Consider the following 20,129-nt stretch of genomic DNA (forward strand, 5'->3'; position numbering starts at 1 on the left):
TTCATTGAGAGAAGATACAAGAGTATGATACGAGAAATACAATTACGCCTTTTACCTGAAGAAGCGACTTGCGAGGCATCGCTCAAAACCGTAGTGGCACGCGAGACGGGCGTGAAGACAGATGACATCCAAGCTGTGCGTATCCTGAAGCGTTCGATTGACGCGCGCCAACGGACAGTTTTTGTCAATCTGAAAATTCGTGCGTTTATCCACGAACTGCCTACCGAACCTGAGTTCGAACCGATAGAGTATCCGGATGTCTCTAAAGGGAAACGGGTAATTGTTGTCGGGGCGGGTCCGGGTGGATTGTTTGCGGCATTGCGGTTAATTGAATTGGGGTTGCGTCCAATTGTCGTCGAGCGCGGTAAGGATGTCCGTGCACGTAAACGGGATATTGCCCGCATCTCGCGCGAACAGTCGGTCGATCCGGAGTCGAACTATAGCTTCGGAGAAGGTGGGGCAGGTGCCTATTCTGACGGAAAGCTCTATACGCGAAGTAAGAAACGGGGATCTGTCGAAAAAATCCTTCGTGTCTTTTGTCAACATGGTGCAAGTCCTTCCATTTTAGCGGATGCACATCCGCATATCGGAACGGATAAATTGCCGCGTGTCATCGAACAGATGCGTGCCCAAATCCTCCGTTCGGGCGGAGAAGTGCATTTCCAAACCCGAATGGAGCGTTTCCTCCTTCGGGGCGAAGAGGTGGTAGGGATTGAGACACACACGGGACAATGTTTCGAGGGTCCAGTTATTTTAGCGACGGGCCATTCGGCACGTGATGTCTATCGCTATCTGTATGCTTCGCGTATCGCTATTGAGGCCAAAGGGATTGCGGTAGGCGTTCGTCTGGAGCATCCGCAGGCACTTATCGATCGGATACAATATCATCGGCTGGATGCTAGGAAGTATCTTCCAGCAGCGGAATATAGTTTCGTAGCGCAATCAGGTGGACGGGGTGTGTATAGTTTCTGCATGTGTCCAGGTGGATTCATTGTCCCGGCGGCGAGCGGTCCGGAACAAATCGTGGTAAATGGTATGTCACCTTCTACACGCGGTTCCCGCTGGGCCAATTCAGGCATGGTAGTTGAGCTTCATCCCGAAGATATTCCAACTATTTATTCGGAAATTTCCGCCTCTTCACCACTATGCGTCCTCCAGTTTCAGGAACAATTGGAACGGATGTGTTGGACGAATGGACATCGGCAAGTGGCGCCAGCCCAGCGGATGGAAGATTTCGTTCACAAGCGTTTGTCTTCCAATTTGCCGTCTTGTTCTTATACGCCTGGAGTGCTTTCCTCGCCACTTCACCACTGGATGCCGGCGTTCGTCGCCGACCGTCTTCGCGAAGGTTTCCTCCGTTTCGGCAAAATGTCGCGTGGTTTCTTGACGAACGAAGCCTTGATGGTGGGTGTTGAGACTCGTACATCAGCTCCTGTACGTATCCTTCGAGGTGCGAATTTACAGCACGTTGTGCTGCGCGGCCTTTTTCCCTGTGGAGAAGGTGCAGGCTATGCAGGCGGTATTGTCTCGGCTGCTATCGACGGCGAGCGATGTGCCGAGAGCGTAGCAGTGTTCTTTTCCTGATTCCCATCAGGATCCTTTCTTTATTTTAATTCAAAAATGATTTTCTAAACCCTTTAGAAAGTATACCCAAAAGGAATTGGAAGTAGGAAAAGATACCGGATGGATTTAATTATGGATGGGAAGCCATTCCCAAAGCCAAGAGGGGATTAGCCGCCAACAGAATACAAGAAGACGATAGCGTGCGTCGATCACGAGGCGACGGCGTTTGTGTAGAATGGCATGAAAAATACCACGGGCGACACGCTCAGGACGCATGAGCATTGGATAAATCCCACCACGAAGCAGTTCGGTATCGACGAAGCCGGGACGGATATCGGTGAAATAGATGGAAAGATGTTGCATATGCGCCAGTTGAGCTAGTGCGTCGAGATAACAATTCTGGAAACATTTCGTAGCGGAATAAGAGGGAGCGACGCCCAATCCCTTCGTACCGGCAATGGAACTCACGACAGCAATATGCCCTTCACCTTGAGCTCGGAAATAATCCCATGCCGTACAAAGCATCCGCGCAAAACCTTCGACATTGGTACGGATGGTAGCCAGTTCGATGCTTGGAAGCAAGGCCGCGTTCTGACTCCCGACACCGGAACAAAGCAGGAAAACATCCATGCCATGCATTAACTGAATCAAAGCATGGAAACGATCCGGCGCATCAGGTTGGGTAATGTCTATCGTTTCGGCAAATACCCGTTCTGGCGCAAGATCACGAAGTTCCTCCAGTTTTTCCTTTCGACGGCCCGCCACGCCAACTGTCCAACCCTTTTCGATGAAAAGAAGAGCAGTTGCACGTCCGATACCCGACGTAGCACCTATAATCATAATGCGCTTCATTGTATATAATGATTATATCGTTCAAAGAAACGGCGGAATACATTCCATCTCAACAAGACTTTTTCAAAGAGGAAAATGCCGATAATGGCACATCCGATGCCCAGCAATACGTCGATAATATAATGATGTCCAGAATAGACGGCTGTGAACCAAATACCCGCGAGGATAGTGGCAAACAAGGCAATCAACGCCGGATGGCTTTTGCGGACAATTGAATAGTAGAGTGGAATCACCATGTACGCGGAGTGAAGCGAAGGTACCGCCGCGAAAACGTTCGCATTTCGACTGTATATCGAACTGAAGACATTAAGCCCCGTGACGGCATCGAAACGAGCCAACCCGGCCGTCTCACCCGGCGTATTCAAAACAGGCTCAAAGCCATGCAACATCACGTACCAAGGCGGAGCAGCCGGATGGATGTAATAGCCGATGAATCCGATGAAATTCACCAATAGAAAAACCAATGCTGTCTTCAGGTACAATTCTCGTTCGCCCTTCAAGTAAAGCCAGACGCCAAAGAGAATAGGGACAGGTACCCAACACAGGTAAAAAATACCTGATAGGAAATCCATAACTTTCCAATTGTGAATGGCGAAGAACTCGTTAGGCGTAAGGATTTGCCCGTTCGTTTGGATACCAAAGAGATGTTTTTCTGCTTCGTATAGCCCTTTTACGTCAATAGGGTTCACTTCATAGTTCGGGAAGACGCGCATCCAATCGTACGAGATAGCGAAAACCATGAACGGAAGTAACGCAATGGCCAATTTACGCGTGATTTTACTGGCAAAAAACAACGCGAGGAATAATGCCATGAGTGCAAAATGCTCGAAGCGAAGCCCGATGAAAAATCCGGTCGTCAAGAAAAACAATACGACGCCACAAGCGACTATCAATGTTTCTTTTCGTGTAGGAAAGTTCATACGCACGTTTATTTGTTTCCCATCGTTTTCATGACCTTATGGCAATGACGCAGGCGCCCGAAAGCCGTGATGTTGGCGAAAATAGCGACAATAGCTAAAGGAATTACTAAGATTAATATCGGGTCGAATGCAGGCATCGATCCGGCAAAATAGGCATAAATTCCGCAACCTAATGCACCAAGAGCGGTTAAAACAACTCGTTCGGGGCGTTGCATCAAACCTACTTTGCATTCGATGTCTAATCCTTCGGCACGGGCTCGAACATAGCTTACCATCAACGAACCAATCAAAGCGACAAAGGCGATGATGGAACTCACTAAGTACCCATGAAGCATCAAATAGTAGCAAATCCCAAAGAAGGTAATTAATTCGCTATAACGGTCGAGGACTGAATCATAAAGCGCACCGAATGTCGATTTCATATTTCCAATGCGAGCTACTTGCCCGTCCATCATATCAAACAAACCGGCGAAAAGGATAATGCCGCCCGCCCAACCGATGTAGGAATAATTATTGGCCTCTGCTTCAAATCCGCCATAAATCAATACACACGCGGCTACGATATTCAGCAACAAGCCTGTCGTAGTGACCACATTGGGTGTGATGCCGATCTTTATCATCCCATGAACCGTGGGGTTAATGATTTTGTAGATGGTCTGTTGCAACCAATCTCTTGTTGTCTTAAAACTCATGTCTTTTCTCTATTTATCTTACTTTTACTTTTTCTATTTCCGTTTCAAGTGGAAGGGATTTACGTCGGAGAAAAATCGGACGCCGGATTTTGCAATCCCGATAGACAAAATTCCGGTGCAGGCTATAGTTCCAAAACCATCCAACCAGCAATGAAACCACCACCTTACATACGATGAACAAATCATCGAACACGTGCGAGAGCGTTTGTTGTACCCAAGGAACTCGTTGGATGGATTCCGTCAATCCATATACACCCCACGTATTCAAGCCAATACTTCCAAACCAAACCAAAATGTATTTAATAACGACGTATTTCTTCTTGCAATCTTTCGCTTTAAAGGTCCAGTAATAATTTACAATACAATTGACGATACCACCCGATACGGAACCTAAACTGGTCGCATAGACATAATACATATCGAATAGTTTGGCGAGCAGAATCGTCACTAAGAAGTCCACGAAACTGGATACCTGCGAGGAGAATTGCGCTCGCAGGAACATAAAGAAGCCCTCCTTTTTCAGGAGTTTCTTCGGTAGTCTTTTTATCCAGCAAAACATCTTATGCCTATTAATATAATTAAACTATAAATACCTGCCAATATATCATCCATCATAATGCCTAAGCCTCCTTCCAAACGTTCCATGCGCCGCACGCCAAGAGGCTTTACGATATCAAAGAAACGGAAAAGCACAAATGCGCCAAGGGCATACCACCCACGCGCTTCGCCTTCAGGAGCGGCCAAGAGCGGAATCCATACGCCTACCATTTCATCAATAACGACTTTCGAAGGATCTTTGCCCCATACCTGCTCGGCCTTCCCCGCCGATACGATGCCCAATGCCGTAAATAGGAGGACACATACCCCTGTTGCCCACATTACTGCCTCATACGGCAGAAACAAAGAGGCCACACCCCACATGACGCACGCCAACAACGCGCCCGCCGTGCCTGGTGCCACCGGTGAAAAGCCCGAACCAAATCCACTGGCAATAAATAGATGGAATTTTGTAACTTGCATGTCTCGTTTTTGTAAAAAACGGTACAAAGATATAGACTTCTTGTATAAAATGTACACTTTTGGCATACGAAAAATGGATTTTCCTCTTAATCTTTTAGGTTCATTTGTCTGAAATTCTCATATAATGGGCGGAAATTCCTTTTTTCACAAGAAAGAAAACTTATGAAAGCAGTAAACAATTCTTTACGTATCGTCGATGTTTGTATAAATATCGACGATATTTGTGTATCTTTAGCCTAAAGATATAAAAATATCGACGATACGTGAAGAATAGGTAAGTGATTAGATAAGTTTTCATCCGTCGAAAAAAACTTTCCGATGGGTATTTTCAAAAATTGGATTGCATATCCGGGAAAAACCATTAAATTTGCAAAAAATGTGAGGCAGAAGCCAGAAAAATCATTGACTAACTATTTTTAGAAAGATGAAAAGAGACAACGTAATTTTCGATATTATCGAAAAAGAACATCAGCGGCAGCTGAAAGGAATTGAGTTGATTGCTTCGGAAAACTTTGTCAGTGAACAAGTCATGCAAGCAATGGGCAGTTGTTTGACTAACAAGTATGCGGAAGGATATCCAGGCAAACGTTATTATGGCGGATGCGAAGTGGTCGACCAAAGCGAAACGATTGCCATCGAACGGCTAAAGAAGTTGTTTAACGCCGAATGGGTAAACGTACAGCCACACTCGGGGGCACAGGCTAATGCAGCTGTATTATTGGCTGTATTGAATCCTGGCGACAAGTTCATGGGATTGAACTTGGCACACGGAGGTCACTTATCGCACGGTTCGGCTGTAAATAGTTCGGGTATTTTGTATCAACCTGTAGCTTATAACGTAAAAGAAGAGACCGGCCGCGTGGATTACGACCAGATGGAAGAGGTAGCGCTTCGCGAACATCCTAAATTAATTATTGGTGGAGGTTCAGCCTATTCGCGCGAATGGGATTATAAGCGGATGCGCGAGATTGCCGATAAGGTGGGTGCTTTATTGATGGTAGATATGGCACATCCAGCAGGGTTGATTGCGGCAGGCTTATTGAATAATCCGTTGGAATACGCGCATATCGTAACCTCTACAACGCACAAAACACTTCGCGGTCCGCGAGGAGGCATTATCTTGTTAGGGAAAGACTTTGAAAATCCATGGGGAAAGACGACACCGAAGGGGCAAATCAAGATGATGTCCCAATTGTTGGATTCGGCGGTTTTCCCAGGTATCCAAGGTGGTCCGTTAGAGCATGTGATTGCCGCTAAAGCCGTAGCCTTTGGCGAAGCATTGGAACCAGAATACAAAATATATCAGACGCAAGTAAAGAAGAATGCAGCGGCCATGGCGCAAGCATTTATAGATAAGGGCTATAAGATTATTTCTGGCGGAACAGACAACCACAGTATGTTAATAGACCTGCGTACGAAATTCCCCGACCTGACCGGAAAAGTGGCAGAGAAGGCTTTGGTTTCGGCCGACATCACAGTCAATAAGAACATGGTACCGTTTGATAGCCGCTCGGCTTTCCAGACTTCCGGTATTCGTATCGGTACGCCAGCTATCACAACACGCGGTGCGAAAGAAGCATTGATGGGCGAGATTGTAGAAATGATTGATACCGTCCTCTCGGCACCTGAATGCGACAAAACAATCGCTTCGGTACGAGAAAAAGTAAATTCAATGATGAAGGAATATCCCCTCTTTGCATGGTAATAAATGAAGAAATTCCTATACATATATAATATATAAGGACAATGAAAAAACTAATAGCAACGGTATGCGCCAGCGTAGCACTTTGTGCGATGACGTCGTGTGCCGGTACGCCGGAAGAGGTGAAGGTGTACAATCAGGGGATTAACGTCATCCCCGCACCGCAGAGTTTGGTGCAACACGACGGTTATTTCAAATTGGGTAACGGCACATCGTTCGGTGCGGCTTCTCCAGAAGCAAAGACCATTGCCGAATTCTTCGCAGCCAAGATGCGGACAGCTACCGGATATAATATCCAAGTGGGCGAAAAGGGTAACATTACCTTAAATCTTGATGCGGCGGCAGACGTGCCCAACGAGGAAGGCTATACATTAGAAGTCACAAACCAAGGAGCTACCGTTACCGCCAAGACGGCTCAAGGTCTCTTTTATGGAATGCAGACTTTCATGCAACTGCTTCCGGCCGAAATTGAAAGCGCTCAAAAGGTGAGTGGCATTGCCTGGCAAGCTCCGCTCGTAAGCGTGAAAGATGCGCCGCGTTTTGGGTATCGAGGCATTCATATCGATCCATGCCGCCATTTCATGCCGATTGAAAATATGAAGAAGTACATTGATGTCCTCTCTTTGTTTAAAATAAACCGCATCCATTGGCACTTGACAGACGACCAAGGCTGGCGTATTGAAATCAAGAAATATCCGAAGCTCCAGGAAATCGCCTCCAAGCGTATCGAAGGAGAGGGGTTTGAACATGGCGGATATTATACCCAAGAGGAAATCAAGGAGGTAGTGAAATATGCTGCCGACCATTTCATCGAAGTCATCCCCGAATTGGAACTTCCGGGACACGAGATGGCGGCTATTGCTGCTTATCCGGAACTTTCATGTAAAGGAGAACCGGGGACGCCGCGTATCATCTGGGGCGTGGAAGATATCGTGATGTGTCCGGGTAAAGAGGACATGTTCAACTTCCTGGAAGATGTGATCGACGAAATGGTACCGCTCTTCCCCAGCGAGTATTTCCATATCGGAGGCGATGAATGTCCGAAAATTAGCTGGAAGGATTGCCCGAAATGCCAAGCACGTATTAAGGCGGAAGGTTTGACGGCCGACAAAAACCATACGGCAGAAGAAAAGCTCCAGAGCTACGTCATCCAGCGTATGGAAAAGTATTTGGAGACAAAAGGCAAGAAAATCATCGGTTGGGACGAAATCCTGGAAGGCGGTTTGGCTCCTTCGGCCACTGTCATGTCTTGGCGTGGTGAAGAGGGCGGTATCGCAGCTGCCTTGATGGACCACAACGTCATCATGACACCGGGTGGAAACGGTATGTACCTGGATGCCTATCAGGGCGACTCGAAAATAGAACCGGTGACAATCGGAGGATATACGCCTCTCGAAAAAACCTACAGTTATAATCCGGTGCCTGATACGCTCGCCTCGATGGGGAAGGGAAATTACGTCTTGGGTGTCCAAGGAAATACCTGGGCGGAATACATGTATACGGAAGAGATTCGCGAATATATGATTTTCCCACGTATTATTGCCGTAGCTGAAATCGGCTGGACAAATCTCGACCGAAAAGATTACAAGGATTTCGAACGTCGTATCGAGAATGCGTACGTCCGCCTCGATGAACATAACATGGGTTATCATATCCCATTGCCCGAACAGCCGAACGGTTCGTGTGATTTCGTAGCCTTTACGGATAAGGCGTCGTTGGAATTCAAGACTTCGCGCCCCGTGAAGATGGTTTACACGCTCGATGGCAGCGAGCCGACCCCTGCTTCTACGGCCTATACGGCGCCGATTGAGATTACGGAAACAACTACGCTTAAAATCGCTTCCGTTTTGCCTTCTGGCAAGATGAGCCGCGTGCGGACCATTCAAGTGGAAAAACAGGCGTTGGCTCCCGCGAAAGAAGTAGAAAAGACAACGCCAGGGCTTACGATGCAGGTATTCGATGGCATGTATCTGAATGTAAAAGATTTGGAAGCTGCCAAAGTGCAACCGAAAGAAACGAAGACTATCAAGTCGACGTTTGAACTCCGCAGCCAGGTGAAGACTTCCGAGTCGATGCGCGGCGTGAAGCAATATGCGGCCATTGCGACGGGTTACGTGAATATCCCGGAAGATGGCGTCTATTATATTTCGTCTGATTTGGAAGAGGTTTGGATAGATGGCAAATTGCTTGTGAACAACGGTGGCGAGGTGAAACGCTTCTCGCGCCATGATAGTTCGGTAGCGTTGGCCAAAGGCTTGCACGAAATCAAGGCTGTCTTCTTGGGCCATATCATCGGTGGTTGGCCTTCGAATTGGAACGACGGCAGCATCAAGCTCCGCAAAGCTGATGCCACGGAATTCACCGCTATTACGCCGGAGATGCTCGTGCATTAAACGGGATAAAACATAGAGACGAAAGTCATTAGATAGGAGGGTGTGTCCCCCTTCGGAAAAGGCCGGTAGGTTATTTTCCGGGAGGTGCGGGACGCACCCTCTTGCTTTTGTACCTGATGAGGGAAAGCCCCCGGCTATGTTTGGAAGCCTGGCGGAAATCTCCGCAAACCTCCCCACGTTGTTGGCAGCTCGTCGGAAATTTCCGAAGACCTCCCCACGTTGTCGGCAGCTCGTCGGAAATCTCCGCAGACCTCCCCACGTTGTCGGCGGCTCGTCGGAAATCTCCGCAAACCTCCCCACGTTGTCGGCGGCTCGTCGGAAATTTCCGCAGACTTCCCCACGTTGTTGGCGGCTCGTCGGAAATTTCCTCAGACTTCCCAGCGTTGTCGGCGGCTCGTCGGAAATTTCCGCAAAACTTTTCAGATCCATTTGTCGAAAAAAAATGTATATTTGCGCATCCCTAACACAAAGCGTATGAAAATATTGGTAATAGAAGACGACCCTTCGTTGCGCGAGGTAATCAAATCGTCGCTCGAAAAGGAACGATATGTGGTGGAAACGGCTGCGGATTATGCGTCGGCCCTTTTTAAGATTGAGGATTACAGCTACGATTGCGTGCTGCTCGACATCATGCTGCCGGGTGGAAGCGGTTTGCAAATCCTGGAAACCCTGAAAAAAGCACGACGGAAAGAGAACGTGATTATCATCTCGGCCAAAGATGCCATCGAAGACAAGGTGAACGGGCTGGACCTGGGTGCCGATGATTACCTGCCTAAGCCTTTCCACCTGGCCGAACTGAATGCGCGCATCAAAAGCGTCATCCGGCGCAACAACCATGGCGGGGAGAGCCGCATCGAACTGGGCAATGTCTGCATCTGCCCGGCGACCTACGAGGTACAAATAGAAGGCAAGCCCATTGAGATGAGCCGCAAAGAATATGACATCCTGCTCTATTTTGTGAATCGGCCGGACCGTCTCATTAATAAACAAACGCTGGCCGAAAGCGTCTGGGGAGACCATATCGACCAAGTGGATAATTTCGATTTCATTTATGCGCAGATAAAAAATGTCCGCAAAAAACTGAAAGAGGGTGGGGCCAACATCGAAATCAAAGCGGTGTACGGCATCGGGTATAAACTGAATACGCATGTGAAATGAAACTGCATTATCGCATCATCGGACGACTTTCGATTGCGCTCATCTTCGTGCTGACGGTATGGGCGGGTTTATTTTATTTTGCCCTGATGGACGAAGTGAATGATGAAGTAGACGATTCGCTGGAGGATTATTCCGAGGTTATCATTACCCGTAAATTGGCAGGCGAACAGCTGCCGTCGCACAATAACGGTTCGAACAACCAATACTACCTGCAAGAGGTCTCTGAAACATACGCCGACGCGCATCCGCACATCGCCTATGCCGACTCGATGGTATTTATAAAGGAGAAAAACGAAACGGAGCCAGCGCGCATTCTCTCGACCATTTTCGAAGACGAGAACGACCATTATTACTTGCTGACCGTTTCGACGCCATCTATCGAGAAGCACGATATGATATTGGCCATTTGGTATTGGATTATGTTTCTATACGGTGCTTTGTTATTGACCATACTGGGTATCAACGTCTGGATTTACCGTCGCAGCATGAAACCGCTCTATATTCTGTTGAATTGGCTCGATAGCTATGTATTGGGGAAAGAGAACCGGCCGCTTGCCAATCCGACGGACATTACTGAATTCCAAAAATTGAACGAGGCACTTCGACGCAGCACGGAAGCAAACGAACGGATTTACGAGCAACAAAAACAATTCATCGGGAACGCATCCCACGAAATGCAAACGCCGATTGCCATCTGCCGGGGTCGCTTGGAGATGCTGATGGAAGATGAATCCCTTACGGAATCCCAGTTGGAGGAATTGGCAAAAATCTACGAGACGCTCGACCATATCACCAAACTCAACAAATCCCTTTTGCTTATCTCGAAAATAGAAAATGGACAATATCCTGAGAGTAGCCACATACAACTAAACGCGTTGCTTAGAAAATATCTTCCAGATTACCAGGAAGCCTATGGATATAAACAGATTCAACTGGATTGGGAAGAAACCGGTACGCTACAGGTCTACATGAACGAGACCTTGGCCGCCATCTTGATGACAAACCTTTTAAAAAATGCCTTTGTACATACACCGGCGCGAGGAAATATCCGCATCCTTATTGACAACCGACAGCTGGAAATCAGTAACAGTGCCGAAGACGGCGCGCTGGACCGCGAACAAATCTTTAATCGCTTTTACCAAGGAAGTAAAAAAGAGCATTCCACAGGATTGGGCTTAGCGATTGTGGCGACTATCTGCCGGATTTATACCTACCAGATAGATTATACCTACAAAGAAAATAGGCATTGTTTCATTTTTTCTTGCAAATAGGCCCAAATTTCAGATTCTTTTCAGAAAGGGGTCGCACCTTTGCAGTATAAAAATGAACAATAATAAAATAAAAGGAGGTTTTATCATGAAAAAATTAGCATTATCAATCGCATTATTAGGTTTGGTTCAAACAGCTGCATTCGCCGACGACGACAAACCCATTCAATTTTCGCAATTGCCTGCTACGGCACAGCAATTCATCAAACAATATTTTGGCGACAAAAAGATTGCACTTGCCAAAATGGAGTCCGATTTCTTTGGTAAAAATTACGATGTGATTTTTGCTAACGGAGACAAAGTAGAGTTTGACCGTTCAGGTGAATGGACCGAAGTTCAATGCAAATACACGCAAGTACCAGACAAATTGGTTCCTGAACCTGTAAAGAAGTTCGTAACGGAAAACTATCCGGACAGCAAGGTACTTAAGTTCGAACGAGACCGTAATGATTACGAAGTGAAGCTCTCGAATGGCTGGGAACTAACCTTCGACAAACAATATCAATTAATCGACATGGACAACTAATAAAAGAAAGGAGCGAACGATGAATCGAAATTGGAAAGTTATAGCTTTAGGCTTATGCCTGATGGGAAGTATGGGGCTGACAGGATGCGACGACGATAATAATGCCTCGAATATGCCAGATGCCGCACGCAATGCCTTCGAAGTAAAATATCCCGGTGTAAATGTGCATGAATGGGAACGGAAAAACGGTTATTCGGTAGCTGAGTTTGTTTTGGATGGATTCGAAGCCGAAGCTTGGTTTGATGATAACGGCTGGGTCATGACTGAAACGGATCTCAACCGGCAGGCTTTGCCACAAGCCGTAATAGATGCCTTCGGACAAAGTGGTTACGACGGATGGGTATTGGATGATATCGACCGTATCGAACGACCCGACACCCCGACAATTTACGTGCTGGAAATCGAAATGGGCGAACAGGATTACCGTCTTACCTATACAGCAGAAGGTATATTAGTCAACGGACATGAGAACAATGGGAATACAGGAGAAAACGAATCTGGTAACAATCAGGATTCAGGTAATAATCCCTATCTTCCAGACCAAACGCCGAATAGCATTGAGGAACAAATCCAAGAAATGTATCCTGATGCCTGGATTATCGAGACGGATCGTGAACAGGGACAAATAGAAGTAGATATCTTGCATAATCATATCGGGAAAGAAGTACGGTTTGATACGAATGGAAATTGGCTACAGACTTCATGGGATGTACGCGTCCAAGACCTGCCTGAATCCATTACCGCGTATGTAAATACCCATTTTGCAGGTTATCGTATCGACGATGCGGATTATTACGAAACTCCTTCGGGAAATCTCTACAAATTGGAAGTAGAACAAGGAGCCAGCGAACAGACCTTCTTCTTAGATACAGAAGGGAATTTGGTAACATATCCTTAAATAAAAATTCCGGCCATCGAAAAGATTCCTTTTTCCAAAGGGAACTTTTTGATGACCGGAATGCCTTTTTAGGCTTATGACATTCGATTCCGGAAATCTTCGTAGCCAAACTGGCGAACTAAACGGAATCCGGTTTGTGGGTCGTAAATGCCGATAGAGGGATGGGTGACTCCGTTAAACATAGTTGTTTTCACCATCGTATAGTGAATCATGTCGCGGAAAATCACCTTATCGCCTACTTCCGGTTCCTTATCAAACGCCCAATCGCCGTAATAATCACCGGCTAAGCAACTATTTCCTCCCATGCGCCAACGCTTTTCTCCTTTGCGAGGTTCATGCGCTCCAAGAATCACAGGTTTATAGGGCATTTCGAGGCAATCAGGCATATGACAAGCAAAAGAGACATTGAGCATCAGAGTATTCACGCCTCCATTGCATACCTTGTCTTCCACCGTCGAGACCAAGCATCCCGTATCCCATGTGAACGCGCTCCCCGGTTCCAGGATTAAACGGAGATGCGGATAGCGTGCCTGGAACTCATTCAAGATACGTATCAATTCCTCTTCGTCGTAATCTTTATGTGTCATAAGATGTCCGCCTCCCATATTCAACCATTTGATTTGGGAGAAGAAACGTCCAAAACGTTTTTCCACTGCCTCTAAAGTTTCCCGCAAATCATTCGGACGAGATTCGCATAACGCATGGAAATGCAATCCATCAATACCTTCCGGCAATTCCTTCAAGTCTTCCGAAAGAATACCGAGGCGCGAACCCCGGTCGCAAGGATTATATAAATCCGTCTCGACCGTTGAATATTCCGGATTCACCCGAAGTCCACACGAAACGCCTGCCCGGTGCGCCTTCTCCGCATAACGTGCATATTGCGTCAACGAATTGAAAGTGATGTGGCTGCTATAACTTAATATCTCGTCTATCTCTTCCGGCATATATACCGGAGCGTAAGTATGCGTTTTCTCGCCATACTCTTCGTAAACGAGACGAGCTTCCGCCAGCGAACTGGCGGTTGCCCCGTCGGAATGTCTTTTAAGCACTGGGAAGATACTCCACATCGCATTAGCTTTCAGTGCAACGATAATCTCCGCTTGCGTAGCGTGGCGCACCTTGTCGATGACTTCCATATTGGCTTCCAACAAATCCGTATGCAACACGTAGCAAGGCGAGGGAATCGAGGAGAAATCCCAGTTGTTCAACACCGTTTCCTTGTCTATCATACTTCCAAGTCGATATCAAACTTCTCTACCCAAGGCAATCCCTGTTCGCCTAATTCAGCCAAGAAAGGATCTGGGTCGAATTGTTCGACATTATAGACGCCGGCTCCTTTCCAAAGTCCACGGGCAAACATAGCCGCACCCAAAGCTGCCGGTACACCGGTCGTATAGCTGACCGCTTGCGTGCCTGTTTCTTGGAACGCCTTCTCGTGGTCGCAATTATTATATATATAATAGGTATGTTCTTTCCCGTCTTTGATACCCCGGATGCGGCATCCAATAGAGGTCTCGCCATGATAATTCGCACCGAGCGACTTCGGATCGGGCAGGACAGCCTTCAGGAATTGGAGCGGAACAATCTTCACACCGTTATATTCCACTTCGTCGATGCGCGCCATACCGATGTTTTGAATCACGCGCAAGTGCGTCAGGTATTCTTGTCCGAACGTCATCCAGAAACGGGCACGTTTCAACGTCGGGAAGTTCTTTACCAACGATTCCAGTTCCTCGTGATAAAGCAGATACGAATCCCGTTCGCCGATATTCGGATACGTCAACATTTTATGTATTTCCAGTGGACCGGTCTTATGCCAAGCTCCGTTTTCATAATAACGTCCGTTTTGGGTAATCTCGCGGATATTGATTTCGGGATTGAAATTCGTAGCGAAAGCCATACCATGATTCCCCGCATTGCAATCCACGATATCGAGATACTGAATCTCATCAAAGTGATGCTTAGCCGCATATGCCGTAAAAATAGCCGATACGCCCGGGTCAAATCCACAACCCAAGATAGCCGTCAATCCCTTCTCTTTGAAACGATCGTGATAAGCCCATTGCCAACTGTATTCGAAGTGAGCTTCGTCTTTGGGTTCGTAATTTGCCGTGTCCAGATAATTCACGCCACATTCAAGGCAAGCATCCATAATGGTCAAATCTTGATAGGGCAACGCCACGTTAATCACGATTTCCGGCTGGAACGAGCGCATCAACGCTACCAATTCATCTACATGGTCTGCATCTACCTGAGCCGTTTGGATGCGGTTTCCGCCTATAGCCGCCGCGATTTGGTCGCACTTCGACTTCGTGCGGCTTGCCAACATAATCTCGGTAAATACAGGATTCTTTGCGACTTTATGTGCCACAACGGTACCAACACCACCGGCACCAATAATTAAAACTTTTGACATTATAAATTATTAGTTTGAAATAAATACAGGGTACAAAATGAGGACCCTGCGGACTCAGTAGGCCTTCTTTCTGAAAACCGGGGTGAAATTACGATTTTTTCTTGAATCTGGCATTACGATAGGTTTACTTTTTCTTCTTTTCTGCCGAATAATTCTTTTAAAGTCCCTTGTAAATAGTTCCTTTGTTGCTTATTCTTTTTGTAAACATCGTCGATATTTGTACACATATCGTCGATATTTATATATCTTTAGCTTGAAGATACAAAAATATCGACGATACGTAAAGAATGTCTCGTTTATTTTGTAACTTTGTCCGGTGTAAAGACAATTTATTTAGTAAGGAGGAAACAAATATGGCGAAATATGTCATGTATCAAACCAATGATTTGAACGAAAATGGCAAACCGATCGTCTACCCGCGCATGATGCTGGAAGGGAAAAGTACCACCGAGCACATGGCGGAGTTCATTAGCGAAGCCAGCTCGTTCACCACGGGAGAAGTGAAAGGGATATTGGAAATGATGTCCCGCTTCCTGGCTCAAGAGATGGGAAACGGCCGCTCGGTGAAGCTGGACGGTATTGGAGTCTTCTCGCCTTCGCTTGGATTGGCGAAAGGAAAGGAGGAAGACGAAGTGGATTTAGCCCGGCGAAACGCACGAAGTGTGCGGATAAAAGGGGTAAACTTCCGAGCGGATACGGAATTGATCCGCAAGACGGAAAGTGCTTGTACACTGGAGCGTGCGCAAGACAAACCGGACTATTCGTCGGTACACCTATCGGCTGAAGAACGTTTGGCGAAGGCACAAGCTTTCTTGGAAGAGCATCCGTTTATGACCGTATCGGATTATTGCCAATTGACAGGCTTAGGACGGAGTACGGCTTGTGTAGAACTTCGGCGTTGGAAAGAGCAAACCGATAGCGGCATTACCGTAGCCGGGCGTGGTTCACATCGCGTATATATCAAGAAGAATGGCTAAATGCGGATTTTATTCGCTTATTCCAAGGATATTTCGTACCTTTGCGAGACAAATTAGATTAAATAGAAAACAACCATGTATAGAACAAGAACATGTGGAGATTTGCATTTAGCAGACGAAGGGTTAGTCGTAACACTGGCCGGCTGGGTGCAAAGAACTCGTAAAATGGGGGGAATGACGTTTGTAGATTTACGTGATCGCTACGGCATTACCCAATTGGTATTTAACCAAGAACTGGATGCCTCTTTGTGCGAGCAGGCTAATAAATTAGGACGTGAATATGTCATCCAAGTAACAGGAACTGTACGCGAGCGTTCGAATAAGAATCCGAACCTTGCCACAGGCGACATTGAGCTGGAAGTATCCAAGCTGAATGTATTAAATACCGCCGTAACACCGCCTTTTACCATAGAAGATGATACGGACGGAGGTGATGATTTGCGTATGAAATACCGTTATTTGGACTTACGTCGTACGTGTGTCCGTAAGAATCTGGAGCTTCGCCATCGGATGGCGTTCGAGGTTCGCAATTACTTGGATAAACAAGGCTTCTTGGAGGTAGAGACACCCGTATTGGTTAATTCAACTCCTGAAGGAGCACGTGACTTTGTTGTTCCTTCACGTATGAACCCGGGACAATTCTATGCCTTACCGCAATCACCTCAAACATTAAAGCAATTATTGATGGTATCCGGTTTCGACCGTTATTTCCAAATCGTAAAATGTTTCCGTGACGAAGACCTTCGCGCCGACCGCCAACCGGAGTTCACTCAAATAGATTGCGAGATGAGTTTCGTAGAACAGGAAGATGTACTCCAACTGTTTGAAGGCATGGCGAAACATTTATTTAAAGTAATTCGTGGCATCGACTTCAAGGAACCTTTCCTCCGGATGACATGGCAAGACGCAATGAAGTATTACGGAAGCGATAAGCCGGATTTGCGCTTTGGCATGAAGTTTGTCGAATTAATGGACATTATGCAAGGACATGGTTTCTCCGTATTCGATAATGCAAAATATATAGGAGGTATCTGTGCGGAAGGTGCAGCAACTTATACACGCAAGCAATTAGATGCATTAACTGAATTTGTAAAGCGTCCGCAAATCGGAGCAAAAGGCATGGTATATGCCCGCGTTGAGTCTGATGGAAATGTAAAATCGAGCGTAGATAAATTTTATACGCAAGAGGTGCTCCAGCAGATGAAAGAGGCATTCGGCGCAAAACCGGGCGATTTGATTTTAATTCTTTCAGGAGACGATGCAATGAAGACGCGCAAGCAGCTTTCTGAACTTCGTTTGCATGTAGCCGACCAATTGGGGTTACGAGACAAGGATCAATTCGCTTGCCTTTGGGTTATTGATTTCCCGCTCTTTGAATGGAGTGAAGAAGACCAGCGTTACTATGCAATGCACCATCCGTTTACTTCACCGAATCCGGAAGATATTCCTTTGCTGGATACCGATCCGGGTGCCGTTCGTGCCAACGCATACGATATGGTTATCAATGGCGTAGAAGTAGGAGGTGGGTCTATCCGTATCCATGATAGTCAATTGCAAGACAAAATGTTCAAACTCTTAGGATTTACCGAAGAACGAGCACAAGAGCAATTTGGTTTCTTGATGAATGCCTTTAAATATGGTGCACCACCTCACGGAGGTTTGGCCTATGGCTTAGATCGTTGGGTTTCTCTGTTTGCGGGATTAGACTCTATTCGCGATTGTATTGCTTTCCCTAAGAACAATTCCGGACGGGATGTTATGTTGGATGCACCTGGTGTATTGGACGATACCCAATTAGAAGAGTTGCATTTGAAAGTTGAATTGAAATAAATACAATCGACGTGCTAAAGGTAAAAGATATACTGAAGGAAATTGAAGAGTATGCTCCGTTGCCTTTGCAAGAGGGATTCGATAATGCAGGAGTACAAGTGGGCGACGTAAACCAACCCGCCCATGGTGCTTTACTTTGCTTGGACGTAACGGAAGAGGTCGTCGATGAAGCATTGGAATTAGGTTGTAATCTGATTATCTCGCACCATCCGTTAGCTTTCCATCCTTTTAAGTCATTGACTGGAAAGAACTACATCGAACGCTGCTTGATGAAGGCATGTAAATACGATTTAGTCATTTATGCAGCTCATACGAATTTGGATAATGCCGATGGAGGTGTCAATTTCAAATTAGCTGAATTGATAGGTCTCCAAAACGTTCGTGTGTTAAGCCCACAAAAGCAAGCTTTATTGAAATTAGTTACTTTTGTACCTGAATCGTATGCGGATTTAGTAAGAACTACGCTATTCAATGCAGGAGCTGGCCGTATAGGCAATTATGATGCATCTAGTTTCAATTTGCAAGGTGAAGGAACTTTTCGGGCGAATGAAGGTTGCCATCCATTTTGTGGTGAAATAGGAGAGTTGCATACAGAAAAAGAAACTCGCATTGAAACCATACTACCTGCTTTTCGAAAAGCAGTGGTCATGCAAGCTCTTTTATCAGTTCATCCATACGAAGAGCCTGTATTCGATTTTTATTTATTGGAAAATAGGTGGGAAAAAGTCGGTTCAGGTGTAGTGGGAGAGCTTCCAGAAGAAGAAGACGAAATGTTTTTCTTACAACGCATCAAAGAATTATTTCAAGTTGGATGTATAAAGCATTCTCCATTGACAGGACGCCCTATCCGAGAAGTGGCTTTATGCGGAGGAAGTGGCGCTTTCTTAATCAATGATGCAATTAATTACGGTGCGGATATTTTCATTACCGGCGAAGCTAAATACAATGACTTTTATGATGTGGAAGACCGCATTTTATTGGCCACAATAGGGCATTATGAATCGGAAGTATGCACAAAAGATATTTTTTATTCGATAATCTCGAAAAAATTTCCTACCTTTGCCTTACATTTGTCGAATGTTAATTCAAACCCAGTAAAATATTTATAGAATGGCTACAGAAAAAAAATCAACTGAAAAAGAATATACGGTAGAAGAAAAACTCTCTTCGTTGTATCAGCTTCAGAAGATTATGACTGAAATCGATAAGATCAGAACACTTCGAGGAGAATTGCCTTTGGAAGTGCAAGATTTGGAAGATGAAATTGCCGGATTAGAAACTCGTTTACAGAATTACCAAACGGATATAAAGAATTTTGAGGTGTCGGTAAACGAACAAAAGCATAAAATTACAGACTCAAATGGCTTGATTGAAAAGTACAAAGTACAGTTAGATAACGTACGAAACAACCGCGAGTTTGATAATTTGTCAAAAGAAATTGAATTCCAAGGCTTGGAAGTAGAATTCGCGGAAAAGAAAATACGTGAATTTACAGAAGCTATTGCAAAAAAGAAGGATGAAATTGTAAAATTAAAAGAGGATTTGGAAGGTCGTAAAGCTGATTTAGTTCAAAAGAAAGAAGAATTGGATCAAATCGTGACCGAGACTAAACAAAATGAGGAAGAATTGAGAGAAAAAGCTAAAAAGTTGGAAGCTCAAATCGAACCTCGTTTGTTAGCTGCATTCAAGCGTATCCGCAAAGGGGCACGCAATGGATTAGCTGTCGTATATATCCAACGTGATGCTTGTGGAGGTTGTTTCAACAAAATTCCACCTCAGAAACAATTGGATATTAAAATGCACAAGAAAATTATCGTATGTGAGTATTGTGGTCGCATCATGATTGATCCGGAATTAGCGGGTGTAGAAGAATGATGATTTGGACATAAAATATCTGTTGTGATTAAAAGC

Annotated in this window: 18 protein-coding genes; 11 read left to right on the plus strand and 7 right to left on the minus strand. The window is 45.7% G+C overall.

Annotation, left to right across the window (positions count from 1 at the left end; all coding sequences use genetic code 11):
- The first annotated feature begins 24 nt into the window (after positions 1 to 24).
- Positions 25 to 1,584 (plus strand): FAD-dependent protein, encoded by a 1,560-nt coding sequence (locus tag B5F77_RS06460; RefSeq protein ID WP_087329145.1) that lies wholly within the window; start codon positions 25 to 27, stop codon positions 1,582 to 1,584.
- Positions 1,585 to 1,689: 105 nt separating this feature from the next.
- Here B5F77_RS06460 and B5F77_RS06465 read toward each other — a convergent pair whose 3' ends face one another.
- Genes B5F77_RS06465 through B5F77_RS06485 form a run of 5 tightly spaced genes read right to left on the minus strand, consistent with a single transcriptional unit; the run spans position 1,690 to position 5,047 of the window.
- A complete protein-coding gene (locus B5F77_RS06465) occupies positions 1,690 to 2,415 on the minus strand; it encodes an SDR family NAD(P)-dependent oxidoreductase (protein WP_087329147.1) in 726 nt (241 codons plus the stop codon).
- Complete coding sequence (locus B5F77_RS06470; protein WP_087329150.1) at positions 2,412 to 3,335, minus strand: phosphatase PAP2 family protein; 924 nt, start codon at positions 3,333 to 3,335, stop codon at positions 2,412 to 2,414. Before B5F77_RS06470 ends, B5F77_RS06465 begins: the two co-directional genes overlap by 4 nt.
- An 8-nt stretch (positions 3,336 to 3,343) precedes the next feature.
- Positions 3,344 to 4,027, minus strand: coding sequence for a CDP-alcohol phosphatidyltransferase family protein (locus B5F77_RS06475; protein WP_087329152.1), 684 nt, complete (start codon positions 4,025 to 4,027; stop codon positions 3,344 to 3,346).
- A 13-nt stretch (positions 4,028 to 4,040) separates the two neighbouring features.
- A complete protein-coding gene (locus B5F77_RS06480; protein ID WP_087329154.1) occupies positions 4,041 to 4,586 on the minus strand; it encodes a GtrA family protein in 546 nt (181 codons plus the stop codon).
- A complete protein-coding gene (locus B5F77_RS06485; RefSeq protein WP_087329156.1) occupies positions 4,571 to 5,047 on the minus strand; it encodes a phosphatidylglycerophosphatase A in 477 nt (158 codons plus the stop codon). The genes B5F77_RS06480 and B5F77_RS06485 overlap by 16 nt, the downstream gene beginning before the upstream one ends.
- Before the next feature lie 424 nt (positions 5,048 to 5,471).
- On the opposite strand from B5F77_RS06485, the gene glyA reads away from it, so the two are divergent.
- From glyA to B5F77_RS06515, 6 genes are all read left to right on the plus strand, one after another.
- Entirely contained in the window at positions 5,472 to 6,752 is a 1,281-nt protein-coding gene (gene glyA, locus B5F77_RS06490; protein ID WP_087329158.1) for a serine hydroxymethyltransferase, read from the plus strand.
- Between the two features lie 41 nt (positions 6,753 to 6,793).
- A complete protein-coding gene (locus B5F77_RS06495) occupies positions 6,794 to 9,142 on the plus strand; it encodes a family 20 glycosylhydrolase (RefSeq protein WP_087329160.1) in 2,349 nt (782 codons plus the stop codon).
- Positions 9,143 to 9,616: 474 nt separating this feature from the next.
- Positions 9,617 to 10,300, plus strand: coding sequence for a response regulator transcription factor (locus B5F77_RS06500; RefSeq protein WP_087329162.1), 684 nt, complete (start codon positions 9,617 to 9,619; stop codon positions 10,298 to 10,300).
- Positions 10,297 to 11,571 carry a HAMP domain-containing sensor histidine kinase gene (locus tag B5F77_RS06505; protein WP_087329165.1) on the plus strand — a complete coding sequence of 425 codons (1,275 nt, stop codon included), beginning with the start codon at positions 10,297 to 10,299 and terminating at the stop codon, positions 11,569 to 11,571. The genes B5F77_RS06500 and B5F77_RS06505 overlap by 4 nt, the downstream gene beginning before the upstream one ends.
- A gap of 85 nt (positions 11,572 to 11,656) precedes the next feature.
- A complete protein-coding gene (locus B5F77_RS06510) occupies positions 11,657 to 12,094 on the plus strand; it encodes a PepSY-like domain-containing protein (RefSeq protein WP_087329226.1) in 438 nt (145 codons plus the stop codon).
- A 19-nt stretch (positions 12,095 to 12,113) separates the two neighbouring features.
- Complete coding sequence (locus B5F77_RS06515; protein ID WP_087329167.1) at positions 12,114 to 12,992, plus strand: PepSY-like domain-containing protein; 879 nt, start codon at positions 12,114 to 12,116, stop codon at positions 12,990 to 12,992.
- Between the two features lie 74 nt (positions 12,993 to 13,066).
- Here B5F77_RS06515 and nspC read toward each other — a convergent pair whose 3' ends face one another.
- Both nspC and B5F77_RS06525 read right to left on the minus strand, forming a co-directional pair.
- The gene (gene nspC, locus B5F77_RS06520) at positions 13,067 to 14,224 is read right to left on the minus strand and encodes a carboxynorspermidine decarboxylase (protein WP_087329169.1); all 1,158 of its coding nucleotides are present in this window, start codon (positions 14,222 to 14,224) and stop codon (positions 13,067 to 13,069) included.
- Positions 14,221 to 15,411 (minus strand): saccharopine dehydrogenase family protein, encoded by a 1,191-nt coding sequence (locus tag B5F77_RS06525; protein WP_087329171.1) that lies wholly within the window; start codon positions 15,409 to 15,411, stop codon positions 14,221 to 14,223. Before B5F77_RS06525 ends, nspC begins: the two co-directional genes overlap by 4 nt.
- A 353-nt stretch (positions 15,412 to 15,764) precedes the next feature.
- On the opposite strand from B5F77_RS06525, the gene B5F77_RS06530 reads away from it, so the two are divergent.
- The 4 genes from B5F77_RS06530 to B5F77_RS06545 all read left to right on the plus strand — a co-directional run bounded on the left by B5F77_RS06530 (position 15,765) and on the right by B5F77_RS06545 (position 20,093).
- Positions 15,765 to 16,388 (plus strand): HU family DNA-binding protein, encoded by a 624-nt coding sequence (locus B5F77_RS06530; RefSeq protein WP_162607964.1) that lies wholly within the window; start codon positions 15,765 to 15,767, stop codon positions 16,386 to 16,388.
- 75 nt (positions 16,389 to 16,463) lie between these two features.
- Positions 16,464 to 18,218, plus strand: coding sequence for an aspartate--tRNA ligase (aspS, locus tag B5F77_RS06535; protein WP_087329176.1), 1,755 nt, complete (start codon positions 16,464 to 16,466; stop codon positions 18,216 to 18,218).
- A gap of 11 nt (positions 18,219 to 18,229) precedes the next feature.
- Positions 18,230 to 19,327, plus strand: a complete 1,098-nt coding sequence (locus B5F77_RS06540) for a Nif3-like dinuclear metal center hexameric protein (RefSeq protein ID WP_087329177.1) — start codon at positions 18,230 to 18,232, stop codon at positions 19,325 to 19,327.
- A 1-nt stretch (position 19,328) separates the two neighbouring features.
- Positions 19,329 to 20,093 carry a C4-type zinc ribbon domain-containing protein gene (locus tag B5F77_RS06545; RefSeq protein WP_087329179.1) on the plus strand — a complete coding sequence of 255 codons (765 nt, stop codon included), beginning with the start codon at positions 19,329 to 19,331 and terminating at the stop codon, positions 20,091 to 20,093.
- Positions 20,094 to 20,129: the final 36 nt, after the last annotated feature.

The sequence above is a fragment of the Parabacteroides sp. An277 genome (assembly GCF_002159645.1).
GTDB lineage: Bacteria > Bacteroidota > Bacteroidia > Bacteroidales > Tannerellaceae > Parabacteroides.

Excerpts from the sequence above, each read along its gene's own strand:
- B5F77_RS06460 (WP_087329145.1), top strand. The coding sequence starts at position 25 with ATGATACGAGAAATACAATTACGCCTTTTACCTGAAGAAGCGACTTGC.
- B5F77_RS06465 (WP_087329147.1), bottom strand. The coding sequence starts at position 2,415 with ATGAAGCGCATTATGATTATAGGTGCTACGTCGGGTATCGGACGTGCA.
- B5F77_RS06470 (WP_087329150.1), bottom strand. The coding sequence starts at position 3,335 with ATGAACTTTCCTACACGAAAAGAAACATTGATAGTCGCTTGTGGCGTC.
- B5F77_RS06475 (WP_087329152.1), bottom strand. The coding sequence starts at position 4,027 with ATGAGTTTTAAGACAACAAGAGATTGGTTGCAACAGACCATCTACAAA.
- B5F77_RS06480 (WP_087329154.1), bottom strand. The coding sequence starts at position 4,586 with ATGTTTTGCTGGATAAAAAGACTACCGAAGAAACTCCTGAAAAAGGAG.
- B5F77_RS06485 (WP_087329156.1), bottom strand. The coding sequence starts at position 5,047 with ATGCAAGTTACAAAATTCCATCTATTTATTGCCAGTGGATTTGGTTCG.
- glyA (WP_087329158.1), top strand. The coding sequence starts at position 5,472 with ATGAAAAGAGACAACGTAATTTTCGATATTATCGAAAAAGAACATCAG.
- B5F77_RS06495 (WP_087329160.1), top strand. The coding sequence starts at position 6,794 with ATGAAAAAACTAATAGCAACGGTATGCGCCAGCGTAGCACTTTGTGCG.
- B5F77_RS06500 (WP_087329162.1), top strand. The coding sequence starts at position 9,617 with ATGAAAATATTGGTAATAGAAGACGACCCTTCGTTGCGCGAGGTAATC.
- B5F77_RS06505 (WP_087329165.1), top strand. The coding sequence starts at position 10,297 with ATGAAACTGCATTATCGCATCATCGGACGACTTTCGATTGCGCTCATC.
- B5F77_RS06510 (WP_087329226.1), top strand. The coding sequence starts at position 11,657 with ATGAAAAAATTAGCATTATCAATCGCATTATTAGGTTTGGTTCAAACA.
- B5F77_RS06515 (WP_087329167.1), top strand. The coding sequence starts at position 12,114 with ATGAATCGAAATTGGAAAGTTATAGCTTTAGGCTTATGCCTGATGGGA.
- nspC (WP_087329169.1), bottom strand. The coding sequence starts at position 14,224 with ATGATAGACAAGGAAACGGTGTTGAACAACTGGGATTTCTCCTCGATT.
- B5F77_RS06525 (WP_087329171.1), bottom strand. The coding sequence starts at position 15,411 with ATGTCAAAAGTTTTAATTATTGGTGCCGGTGGTGTTGGTACCGTTGTG.
- B5F77_RS06530 (WP_162607964.1), top strand. The coding sequence starts at position 15,765 with ATGGCGAAATATGTCATGTATCAAACCAATGATTTGAACGAAAATGGC.
- aspS (WP_087329176.1), top strand. The coding sequence starts at position 16,464 with ATGTATAGAACAAGAACATGTGGAGATTTGCATTTAGCAGACGAAGGG.
- B5F77_RS06545 (WP_087329179.1), top strand. The coding sequence starts at position 19,329 with ATGGCTACAGAAAAAAAATCAACTGAAAAAGAATATACGGTAGAAGAA.